At 70.6% G+C, this 11,325-nt stretch carries 10 protein-coding genes; 4 read left to right on the top strand and 6 right to left on the bottom strand.

All coding sequences use genetic code 11. From position 1 onward, the window contains the following. Positions 1–5 precede the first annotated feature (5 nt). From gyrB to dnaA, 6 genes are all read right to left on the bottom strand, one after another. Entirely contained in the window at positions 6–1,985 is a 1,980-nt protein-coding gene (gyrB, locus tag AC5L35_RS08920; RefSeq protein WP_495059075.1) for a DNA topoisomerase (ATP-hydrolyzing) subunit B, read from the bottom strand. Positions 1,986–2,285: 300 nt separating this feature from the next. After that, the gene (locus tag AC5L35_RS08915; protein WP_495059074.1) at positions 2,286–2,612 is read right to left on the bottom strand and encodes a DciA family protein; all 327 of its coding nucleotides are present in this window, start codon (positions 2,610–2,612) and stop codon (positions 2,286–2,288) included. Between the two features lie 360 nt (positions 2,613–2,972). Beyond that, positions 2,973–4,139, bottom strand: coding sequence for a DNA replication/repair protein RecF (recF, locus tag AC5L35_RS08910; protein ID WP_495059073.1), 1,167 nt, complete (start codon positions 4,137–4,139; stop codon positions 2,973–2,975). Continuing rightward, on the bottom strand, positions 4,139–5,086 hold the full coding sequence (gene gnd / locus AC5L35_RS08905) for a phosphogluconate dehydrogenase (NAD(+)-dependent, decarboxylating) (RefSeq protein WP_495059072.1): 948 nt from the start codon (positions 5,084–5,086) through the stop codon (positions 4,139–4,141). Before gnd ends, recF begins: the two co-directional genes overlap by 1 nt. A gap of 53 nt (positions 5,087–5,139) precedes the next feature. Beyond that, positions 5,140–6,300 carry a DNA polymerase III subunit beta gene (gene dnaN / locus AC5L35_RS08900; RefSeq protein WP_495059071.1) on the bottom strand — a complete coding sequence of 387 codons (1,161 nt, stop codon included), beginning with the start codon at positions 6,298–6,300 and terminating at the stop codon, positions 5,140–5,142. Positions 6,301–7,182: 882 nt separating this feature from the next. Next, entirely contained in the window at positions 7,183–8,847 is a 1,665-nt protein-coding gene (gene dnaA / locus AC5L35_RS08895; protein ID WP_495059070.1) for a chromosomal replication initiator protein DnaA, read from the bottom strand. A gap of 441 nt (positions 8,848–9,288) precedes the next feature. Here dnaA and rpmH point away from each other — a divergent pair, with 441 nt between their 5' ends. From rpmH to yidC, 4 genes are read left to right on the top strand one after another with little or no spacing between them, the layout of a single operon-like run. Continuing rightward, positions 9,289–9,432 carry a 50S ribosomal protein L34 gene (gene rpmH / locus AC5L35_RS08890; RefSeq protein ID WP_169399592.1) on the top strand — a complete coding sequence of 48 codons (144 nt, stop codon included), beginning with the start codon at positions 9,289–9,291 and terminating at the stop codon, positions 9,430–9,432. 13 nt (positions 9,433–9,445) lie between these two features. Next, positions 9,446–9,805: a ribonuclease P protein component gene (rnpA, locus tag AC5L35_RS08885; protein WP_495059069.1), complete on the top strand. Its 360-nt coding sequence runs from the start codon at positions 9,446–9,448 to the stop codon at positions 9,803–9,805. Continuing rightward, positions 9,798–10,085 carry a membrane protein insertion efficiency factor YidD gene (gene yidD, locus AC5L35_RS08880; protein WP_495059068.1) on the top strand — a complete coding sequence of 96 codons (288 nt, stop codon included), beginning with the start codon at positions 9,798–9,800 and terminating at the stop codon, positions 10,083–10,085. Before rnpA ends, yidD begins: the two co-directional genes overlap by 8 nt. Further along, positions 10,079–11,248: a membrane protein insertase YidC gene (yidC, locus tag AC5L35_RS08875; protein WP_495059067.1), complete on the top strand. Its 1,170-nt coding sequence runs from the start codon at positions 10,079–10,081 to the stop codon at positions 11,246–11,248. The genes yidD and yidC overlap by 7 nt, the downstream gene beginning before the upstream one ends. The last annotated feature ends 77 nt before the right edge of the window (positions 11,249–11,325 follow it).

Genomic DNA, 11,325 nt, shown 5'->3' with positions numbered 1-11,325 from the left:
GGGGACTACACGTCCAGGAACCGCACGTCCTTGGCATTTCGGGTGATGAACGAGCGGCGCGACTCGACGTCCTCGCCCATGAGGATCGAGAACAGCTCGTCGGCCGTGGCGGCGTCGTCGAGTGTGACCTGCAGGAGCAACCGGTTGGCCGGGTCCATCGTGGTCTCCCACAGCTCCTTGGCGTTCATCTCGCCGAGGCCCTTGTAGCGCTGGATGCCCTCGTCCTTGGGCAGCTTCTTGCCCGCCGCCCGGCCGGTCTCGAGCAGGCCCTGCAGCTCGCGGTCGGTGTAGGCGAACTCCGGCTCGGACCCCCGGCCACCCCACTTGATCTTGTAGAGCGGGGGCTGGGCGAGGAACACGTGCCCGTGCTCCACCAGTGGCCGCATGAAACGGAACAGCAGGGTGAGCAGCAGGGTGCGGATGTGCTGGCCGTCGACGTCGGCGTCGGCCATCAGGACGACCTTGTGGTAGCGCAGCTTCGCCACGTCGAACTCGTCGTGGATGCCGGTGCCCAGCGCCGTGATGATGGCCTGGACCTCGGTGTTCTTGAGGACGCGATCGATGCGCGCCTTCTCGACGTTGATGATCTTGCCGCGGATCGGCAGGATCGCCTGGAACATCGAGTCGCGACCCGACTTGGCCGAGCCCCCCGCGGAGTCGCCCTCCACGATGTAGACCTCGGACTTCGACGGGTCGGTGGACCGGCAGTCGGCCAGCTTGCCCGGCAGGCCACCGATGTCGCCCGCGCTCTTGCGCCGGACCAGTTCCCTGGCCTTGCGCGCAGCGGCCCGGGCCTGCGCCGACTGCACCGCCTTGTTGACGATGGTGCGGGCCTCGGTGGGGTTGCGCTCGAACCAGTCGGCCAGCCACTCGTTGCTGACGCGCTGCACGAACGACTTGACCTCGGTGTTGCCCAGCTTCGTCTTGGTCTGCCCCTCGAACTGGGGCTCCTTGACCTTCACCGAGACGATGGCGGCGAGACCCTCGCGGATGTCGTCGCCCGACAGCGCGGGGTCCTTGTCCTTGAGCAGCTTCTTGTCGCGCGCGTAGCGGTTGACCGTGGTGGTGAGCGCCGAGCGGAAGCCCTCCTCGTGAGTGCCGCCCTCGTGCGTGTTGATCGTGTTGGCGAACGTGTAGACCGACTCGGTGTAGCCGGAGTTCCACTGCATCGCCACCTCGACCTGGTGGCCGGTGCCCTCACCCGTGAACGAGACGAGCTTCTTGTGGATCGGGTCCTTGCTCTTGTTCAGGTGCGCGACGAAGTCCTCGAGCCCGTTCGGGTAGCAGAACGTGTACTCCTTGACCTTCGCGACGTAGCCCTCGGCGTCGGGCTCCTCCGCCTCGCCGTTGTCGCCGTTGCGCTCATCGCGCAGCGTGATCGTGAGGCCCTTGTTGAGGAAGGCCATCTCCTGCAGGCGGCGGCGGATCGTCTCGATGTTGTAGGTCAGCGTCTCGAAGATGTCGCCGTCGGCCCAGTACGTGACCGTGCTGCCGGTCTTCTTCGTGGGCTCGCCCTTGCGCAGCGGGCCGGGCACCGAGCGCGAGTAGTGCTGCCGCCAGACGAAGCCGTCGGTGTGGATCTCGACGTCGAGCGCCGTGGACAGCGCGTTGACCACGGACACACCGACGCCGTGCAGGCCGCCCGACACGGCGTACGAGTCGCTGTCGAACTTCCCGCCCGCGTGCAGCATGGTGAGCACCATCTCGACAGCGGGACGCTTCTCCACCGGGTGCATGCCGACGGGGATGCCACGGCCGTCATCGACCACGCGCACCCCGCCGTCGTCCTGCAGCGTGACCTCGACGCGCGTGGCGTAGCCGGCCATCGCCTCGTCGACGGCGTTGTCCACAACCTCCCAGATCAGGTGGTGCAGACCGCGCTCGCCGGTGGACCCGATGTACATGCCGGGGCGCTTGCGAACCGCCTCCAGCCCCTCGAGCACAGTGATGGACGACGCGCTGTAGGCGTTCTTCTTCTCCGGCACGGGCTGCCTGTCTCCTCGCCACGAGGGCCCGTCGGCCGGGAACGCGCGGGTGAGCGCCGTCCGACGTCGGGGCCTTACGACCGGGCGATCGGGGAGCGCCCGGAACACGTCTCCCATCATACCGGTGCGCTGCGACAGAAACGCGCCTAGGAGACCCCTCAAATCGTCTCAGACAGCCGATCGTGGACTTCGGCGGGTCACGACGGCGGCGCGGGGGTTGCAAACGGGCTGCGGGGCAGTCACGTGGCGCTGAGTCGCCGCCTGCCGCCCGGTTGCCCCCGACGACGGTCCCCGCCCAGGTCAGCCGTAGGTGTCGCGCGGTCCGCGACCCCGCACGCTCCGGGGACCGTGGCGCCAGCTCGGCCCCGACGGAGCCACCACGCGGATCCTGCGCACCACGTCCTTGCCCACCGCGGCCGCGAGCCGGACCAGCAGCTGACGCTGCAACGTGCGCAGCTGGGTGGCCCACGCCGTCGACTCGGCCTGCAGCACCAGCTCACCGTCACGCAGCGACAGCGGGGTGCAGTGGTCGGCGATCTCCGAGCCCACGAGGTTCGGCCACCGCCCGAGCACGGTGGCGTCCGTGAGGCGGGGTGACCAGCCGCGGTCCAGCGACACCCGGGACACGAGCCGGCCGAAGGGCTGGGGGTCACGGTCGTCGGGTCCCGGACCCGACCACCGCCTGCGCCTGCTCCGGCCCGCCGCCGGCTTGCGCCCCTGCCGTTCCGCGGAACGCTGCGCGGTGCGTTCCGCCGACGCCTCGCGGGCGGCACGGAGCGCCTCGCGGGCGATGTCGGCACCCCTGCCCGCAGCGGCCGTACGCCCAACGGTTCCACTCGATTCATCCCCAGGCCTGGGGACAGCAGCACTCGAAGAGGGCGCGCTGGGCGGTTGTCGACGCACGACGGGCGGTCGTTTCTGCTCGTCATCACCAGGGGAGCGGAAGTTATCCACAGTATCCACAACCTTGTACACAGGTGGCTGAGATCACACAGACTGCGCTGACGTGGCGTCTTGCGGAAGTCGCTCGACAGTACCGCCGCCCACCGCAAACCGGACGCCCGCCAGGCCGTCGGGCACGTCCTCGGGTACCGCGGCGGTGATCAGCACCTGCTCGGCGCGACGGGCGACCGCGGCCAGCGCGCTGCGCCGGCGGGAGTCCAGCTCGGCGAACACGTCGTCGAGCACGAGGACCGGCTCCACGTCGTCGTCACACAAGAGGCGATAGGAGGCGAGCCGGAGCGCGAGCGCGAACGCCCACGACTCCCCGTGGCTGGCGTACCCCTTCGCCGGCCCGTCGCCCAGCCGCAGTTCGAGGTCGTCACGGTGGGGGCCGACCAGGCACACCCCGCGCTCCACCTCCTGGCGGCGCACCACGGCCAGCGCCTCGACGAGGAGGACCTCGAGCTCGGCGACCGAGGTCGGCAGCTCCCCCTCGACGCTCGAGCGGTACACCAGTGCGATCGGGTCGGACGTGGGCGCGACCTCGGCGAACGCGTCGACCGCGCGTGGGCCGACGGCGGCCACCAGCTCCAGGCGGCCGGCGAGCAGCTCCGCCCCGTGCCGGGCGAGATGGCCGTCCCACACGTCGAGCGTGCTCAGGTCGCCGCCGGAGGCAGCGGCCGAGCGGCCCGCCGAGCGACTGTTGCGCGCGGTCTTGAGCAGCGCCGACCGCTGCCGGAGCACCCGGTCGTAGTCGGCCCGCACCGCGGCGTACCGCGGGTACCGCGACACCAGCAGGTCGTCGAGGAACCGGCGGCGCTCGCCGGGATCGCCCCGCACCAGCGCGAGGTCCTCCGGCGCGAACAGCACCGTCCGCAGGATCCCCAGCACGTCACGCGTCTTCGCGACCGGTGCCCGGTTCACCCGGGCGCGGTTGGCCCGGCCGGCCGTGATCTCCAGCTCGATGCCCAGCTCACGCCCGTGGTGCACGACCAGCCCGCGCACCACCGCGCGCTCCGCGCCCCGCCGGATCAGCGGCGCATCGGTGGCGACCCGGTGCGAACCCAGGGTGGCCAGGTACCCGGCGGCCTCGACGAGGTTGGTCTTGCCCACCCCGTTCGGACCGACGAGCACCGTGACCCCGGGCTCCAGCTCGAGCTCGGCCTTCTCCCACGACCGGAAGTCGGCGACGGCGAGACGCCGCAGGTGCATCAGCTCTGGGTCGAGCCCGTGCCCGAGCTCGGACCCGCGTGCTCGCCAGGCGTGCCGGACGGTCCGGCGGCCGACTTCACCGCGTGCCCACCGAACTGGTGACGCAGGGCGGCCACGGCCTTCATCGAGGGGGAGACCTCCTGGCGCGAGCCGAACCGGGCGAACAGCGCCGCGGAGATCACCGGGAGCGGCACCGCGTGCTTGATGGCCTCCTCGATCGTCCACCGACCTTCGCCGGAGTCCTCGACGTAGTCGTCGAGCGAGGCGAGCCCCGGGTCGTCCTTCAGCGCGGCGACCAGCAGGTCGAGCAGCCACGAGCGCACGACGGTGCCGCGGGACCAGGCCTGCAGGACACCCGGCACGTCGGTGATCAGGTCGACCGCCGAGAGCAGCTCGAAGCCCTCGGCGTAGGCCTGCATCAGGCCGTACTCGATCCCGTTGTGGACCATCTTGGAGAAATGGCCTGCGCCGACCGGGCCCGCATGCACGAAGCCCTCCTCGCGCGGCCCCTCCGGGCGCAGCGCGTCGAAGATCGGGAGCGCGCGCTCCACGTGCTCCGCCGACCCGCCTGCCATCAGCCCGTAGCCGTTGGCCTTGCCCCAGATCCCGCCGGACACGCCGACGTCGAGGTAGCCGATCCCCTTCTCGTCGAGCAGCGCGGCGTTCGGACCGTCGTCGGTGTAGCGGGAGTTGCCGCCGTCGATCACGAGGTCACCCGGCTCGAGCGCGTCGGCGAGGGCGCGCACGGTGCCCCGCGTGGGCTCGCCGGAGGGGACCATCACCCACACCACGCGCGGCGCGGTGAGGGCCGCCGCCAGCGAGGCGAGCGAGTCGACATCGGTCACATCGGGGCGGGGGTCGTACCCGACCACCTCGTGCCCGGAGGCACGAAGCCGGTCGCGCATGTTGCCACCCATCCGGCCCAGACCGATCAGTCCGAGTTGCACGGTTCCACTCCTGGTGTGTCTCGTCGGGGGGAGCTCGCCCGCGCTCGTACCGATCAGCCGGGGAGGCGAACGGGCATCAGCAGGTGCAGGTAGCCGGGCACCGGCTCTGCAGTCTCCTCCCCGCCATTGTCCTCCGCGGGCGCGGCAGGCACCGGCCGGACGAGGGCCGGGCGGTTCGGCGTGGTGAACGTCAGCTGGGCACGGGCGGTGTGCAGGGCGCCGAGCGAGTCGAGCAGGTAACCGGGGTTGAACGCGATGGTGAGCGGCCCGCCGTCGAGCTCGCACGGGAGTTCTTCCTCCGCGCTGCCGACGTCGTCACCGCCCGCGGCGAGCCGGAGACCGTCCTCGCCGAACTCCATCCGCACCTGAGCCACTCGGTCGGTGACCAGCGCCACCCGCTTGATCGCCTCGACCAGCGGCGCCACCTCGATGACGGCGGCGCTGGTGTGCTCGGCCGGGATGAGCTGGCGGAACCGCGGGAACTCCGCGTCGAGCAGCCGGGTGGTGGCGCGCCTGCCCGCGCCGGTGATGCCGAGCATCCCGTCGCCCGCCGAGAGCGCGAGCTCCACGGTGCCGGCACCGGCGAGCGTCTTGGCGACCTCGGCCAGTGTGCGTGCCGGGATGAGGACGGCGCTCGACTGCGCGGTGTCCTCCGGGGTCCAGTCCAGCTCGCGGACCGCCAGCCGGAACCGGTCGGTGGCGGCCAGCGTGAGCCGCGCCCCCTCGATCTCCAGCCGGATGCCGGTGAGCATCGGAAGCGTGTCGTCGCGACCGGCCGCGACCGCGACCTGGGCGACCGCCTGGGCGAGCTCGCCCGCCGCCACCGTGCCCGCGAGCTGCGGCATGGCCGGTAGCTGGGGATAGTCCTCGACCGGCATGGTCGGCAGGCTGAACCGGCTGTTGCCGCAGTTGATCGTGGCGCGCGACCCGTCGACCACGAGGTCGACCGGCTTGGACGGCAGCGCACGGGTGATGTCGGCGAGCAGCCGGCCGGACACCAGCACGCGGCCAGGATCGCCGATGGTGGCGTCCAGCTCGACGCGGGCCGACGTCTCGTAGTCGAACCCGGAGACCGTCAGGCGGTCACCGTCGGCGCCGCCGGACGCCTCGATCAGGACGCCACCCAGCACCGGGACCGGTGGCCGCGCCGGAAGGCTGCGAGCCACCCAGGCGGCCGCGTCGGCCAGGACGTCGCGTTCGACCCGAAACTTCATGGGGGACCTCTCGCACTGGCGGTGTGGGGGACGAGCTCGGGTGGACCCATCGGCGGGAGGCCGAGTGGTCGTGCCGGTCGAGGCACCGGGCACCCGCTGGGTTCGCCGGCACGGCCTGAGCCGGAAGCCCACCGTAGAGCCTCCGGACCGCAGGTGTCATCCCGGCCAGGGTGCGACCCGATCCAGGTTCCGCTCCGAATCCATCCACGTCGCTTGTTCTTGTGTAGTTCTTCATGGAGAGAGCAACAGCAGTAGTACTAGGGCCTGTGGATTGTGTGGATGGACGACGTTTCCGCAGGTCACACGGTGCGGCGGCCTGTGGAGCAACCTGAGGGGCGTTAGGTGGTCTGCTCGCCTGCTCGGTGGATGGCGGCGTTCGTACTCGATCTGTCCCCCGGATGAACACCGGTTGTCCACCGTTTCGGACCGATCCGTCCACGGGCCCCAACTCGTCCATCCACAGAGTTGTCCCCAGATGTGGGTGAAGAGTGGTCGTGTGAGAACGCTGTGCGACTGGTTTCCCGCGTTCCACACGGGTCGCGGGACGGTGCTGAACTCACAGAGTTCCCTCCCGACACAACGTTGAGGACGCTGAGTCACCGGTTTGGCCGTATTGAACACGGCGCGTCATGAGACGGAACGCCGACGGACCCCCGGCGTGCGCCGAACGGCGGTACACAAGCGCACTTCCGAGCGCCCGGAGGCGGCTCGACCTGGATCCACAGCCCGGCACCCGCGCCGCAACGAGCGCCACCGGCTCGAGGACGACCGAGCAACGTCTCCGCACCGGGCGCACACCACGCGATGCGGGCGAGGCGGGATGGAGTGGGGCGGAGAGGCCTTATTACTACGGGGTGCGCTGGAGGCGGGTGACAGCCGCGATCAGTGGCGGGCGCGCTGCTTGATCCGCGCCGTCAGCTCCTGGACCTGTTCGAAGGTCTTGCGGCGTTGCGCGATCTCGTTGCGGATCTTCTTGTCCGCGTGCATGACCGTGGTGTGGTCGCGGCCGCCGAAGGTCTGGCCGATCCGCGGCAACGAGAGGTCGGTCAGCTCCCGGCACAGATACATGGCGATCTGCCGGGACTGCGCGAGCGCCTTCGTCTTACCCGGCCCACACAGCTCGTCCATCGTGACGCCGAAGAACTCGGCGGTGACCGCCATGATCGTGGGCGCCGTGATCTCGGACGCAGCCGAGTCGGGGATCAGGTCACGCAGCACGATCTCGGCGAGCTGGGTGTCGACCGGCTGCCGGTTCAGCGACGCGAACGCCGTGACGCGGATGAGCGCACCCTCGAGCTCCCGGATGTTGCGCTCGATGCGCTCGGCGATGAACTCCAGGACGTCACCGGGCACCGCGAGCCGATCCTGTGCGGCCTTCTTCCTCAGGATGGCGATCCGCGTCTCCAGCTCGGGCGGCTGGATGTCGGTGATCAGGCCCCACTCGAACCGTGTGCGCATCCGGTCCTCGAGCGTCTCCAGCCGCTTCGGCGGGCGGTCCGAGGACACGACGATCTGCTTGTTGGCGTTGTGCAGCGTGTTGAAGGTGTGGAAGAACTCCTCCTGGGTGCCTTCCTTGCCCTCCAGGAACTGGATGTCGTCCACCAGCAGCACGTCGACGTCCCGGTAGCGGCGCTGGAAGGCCACCTTCCGGTCGTCGCGCAACGAGTTGATGAAGTCGTTGGTGAACTCCTCGGTGGACACGTACCGCACCCGCATTCCGGGGAACAGCCGCTGGGCGTAGTGCCCGACGGCGTGCAGCAGGTGGGTCTTGCCCAGCCCGGAGTCGCCCCAGATGAACAACGGGTTGTACGCGCGCGCCGGTGCCTCGGCGACAGCGACCGCGGCCGCGTGGCTGAACCGGTTGGACGCACCGATGACGAACGTGTCGAAGGTGTACTTCTCGTTCAGCCGCGTCTGCGAGCGTGGAGTGACCTGCTCGCCGGCAGGCGGCCCGGAGTACGTGGGCCACACCTCCGGCGTGCGACCGTCGATGCCGGAGCCGCCGTTGCCGCCGCCCAGGTGTCCGCCGTTGCCGCCGCCGAGGTGGGCACCCGCCGGCTCGCCCAACGCCAGCGGACCGGTGATCGGCAGTACCGATCCGTCCACGCCGGTGAAGTTGTCACGTTGCGACGGGTCGGCACCGCCCTGTCCGCCGTTGCCCTGTCCGCCGCCGTGCATGGGCCCGTGACCCCCGCCGAGGACAGCTGCGTTGGGCCGCGTGGTGGCGCCGGGCGGGTCGGGCACCTCGGTGCCGCCGCCTGCCGCCGAGGCGTCGACGACGACCGCGAGGTTCACCGCCACCCCGAGGTGCCTGCCCAGCGCATCACTGATGGGACGGCGCAGGATCCGCTCGATCGCGTCCTTGGCGAACTCGCTCGGTGCGGCGAGGAGCGCGGTGCCGTCGATCAGCCCGAGCGGGCGGGTGAGGCGGAGGAACGCCCGCTGCTGCGGGGAAAGAGTGTGGGCTCCGGAGCCTGACGAGGCTCCCGAGAGATCCGCGATCACGCGGTTCCAGACCTGACCCAGGTCTCCTGGTTGGTCGGGCACCGGTCCGCGCTCCCCTCCGGTCGTTCACCCCGGACGTTCTGGCGCCCGATCGGTCGATCATCCCCAGGCTTGTCCACACCTGTGCGCAAGACGCTACGCGGGCAAGCAGCGCTGAATGCGTGCGGGCCCGTGCTGGTGGTGTTGGCCGGTGTCGGCGATCCCCCCGGATCGAACTGTGGAGGGGGGACGCTAACAACAGAGACGGCTTGCCACAAGCCGCCTGGTCGCGCAAGGCTGCAAGGGGATGACGAGGACCAGCCTGGTTTGACCCTCTGTGCGGCGGCTGCGTACCCTGGACTGAACCGCGCCCGCGCAGGTGAGCCCAGTGCTGTCCAAGGATGGTCTCGGCTCGTGCGGGTGTCGCAGCACCACCGTCCGAACCCGAAGCACGATGATCATCGACGGCCGCTCTGTCGCCCGTCGACCCCAGGAGAGCCGACCGTGAGCAAGGGCAAGCGCACCTTCCAGCCGAACAACCGCCGCCGGGCCCGTACCCACGGCTTCCGGTTGCGGATGCGTACCCGCGCCGGCCGGGCCATCGTCGCCGCCCGCCGCGGCAAGGGCCGCGAGCGGCTCTCGGCCTGATTCGGCCGTCCCGGTGTTGCCGGCCGGATCCCGGCTCACGCGCCGGGACGAGTTCGCTTCCGTCGTCCGACGGGGTCGACGCAGCGGCCGATCACGGCTCGTCGTCCACCTCCGTCGCGCCAACGGCGGCAGCGAGCCACGAGCGGGGTTCGTCGTGAGCAAAGCAGTCGGAAACGCCGTCGTCCGTCACCGGGTGACGCGTCGGCTCCGGCATCTCGTCGTGCCCCGGCTCCGGCAGCTTCCGCCGGACACCCTCCTCGTGGTCCGGGCACTCCCGCCTGCGGCCGGCGCCTCGTCGGCCGAGCTGGGCGAGGACCTCGACGCCGGCCTGCGGGGCGCACTGCGAAAGCTCTCCGGAGCACGCGGTGAGTAACCCCGCGGGCCGTTCGGTCGTGGCGCGGGTCCTGATCGGTCTGCTTCACGGGTACCAGCGCTGGGTCTCGCCCGCGCTGCCCCCGACGTGCCGCTTCTACCCCACCTGTAGTGCCTATGCGGTAGGGGCGCTGCAGGTGCACGGCGTGCTGCGGGGCTCCTGGCTCACGCTCTGTCGGTTGCTGCGGTGCGCGCCGTGGCACCCTGGCGGTATCGACCCGGTGCCACCGCGCCGTCCCCGCCCGGCCCGGAACCACCTCGAGGAGCAAGCGCCGTGCTGAACTTCATCTACTACCCGGTCTCTTTCATCCTCTGGGTATGGCACAAGGCGTTCGGCTACCTGTTCGGTGAGTCCAGCGGCATCGCCTGGGCCCTCGCGGTCGTGTTCCTCGTCTTCACGCTGCGCGCCATCCTGTACAAGCCGTTCGTCGGCCAGGTGCGCTCCATGCGCAAGATGCAGGAGTTCCAGCCGGAGATCGCGAAGCTGCGCAAGAAGTACGCGAACGACCGGCAGAAGCAGGCCGAGGAGATGCAGAAGCTCCAGAAGGAGCACGGCGTCAACCCGGTGGCCGGCTGCCTCCCGGTACTCGTGCAGGTGCCGGTCTTCATCGGCCTCTTCCACGTGCTGCGCGAGTTCGGGCCCATCCTGCCCAACGGGGCGGCGCGCACCGAGAACTACTACTTCGACGCCAGCGGTGTTGCGTCCTTCAATGACGCCAACCTCTTCGGCGCCAAGCTGGGCGCCTGGGTGACGCTGGGCGAAGAGAAGCTGCAGGCGCTCCCCGGCGGCGGCACCACCATCGCCAACATGCTCATCGTGATGATCCCGCTGATGATCGCCGCGGGCATCTTCACCCACATCACCGCGCGGCACTCCGTGGCCCGCCAGACCGCGGCGCAGGGCGAGAACCCGCAGACCGCGATCATGAACAAGCTGATGCTGTACGTCTTCCCGATCGGCGTCGTCGTCGGTGCACCGTTCCTGCCGCTCGCTGTGCTTCTCTACTGGGTATCCAACAACCTGTGGACCCTCGGCCAGCAGTACGTCGTGTACCGGCGCATCGACGCCGAAGAGTCGACGAAGCGCGAGCAGACGACGGCCACCCGGCAGGCATTGGCACCTCGCCCCGGCCAGAAGCCGGTCCGCCCGGAGCCGGCCGTCGAGGAGCCCACCACGAAGCGGCCGGGCGCGAAGCCTGTCACCCGCAAGGCCACGCCCCCCTCCAAGCCCGCCGCACCTTCCACGAACGGCGCCTCCAACGGCGCGCCCCCCGCTGCTCCGCCAGCGGCGGCAGTCGGCGGGGACGGGTCGGTCGCCAACGGGGACGGATCCGTCGCCAACGGTGCGGCGAGCGCGAACAGCACAGCAGGCGACTCCGCGAAGAGCCCGCGCAGCGGCGGCGTGACCCGCTCGCCCGCGCGGCGCCCGCGCAAGCGCCGCTGAACACGAGCCATCCGCGGCCCGCCCTCGCCGGCGGCCGCAGCGGTGTGCCGGGTGCCCGGCGTCATCGCAACCGTTTC

The sequence above is a fragment of the Pseudonocardia sp. OZ21 genome, assembly GCF_059359135.1.
Note: the sequence above shows the minus strand (reverse complement) of the source record. Positions and strands in the feature narration are given on the sequence as shown.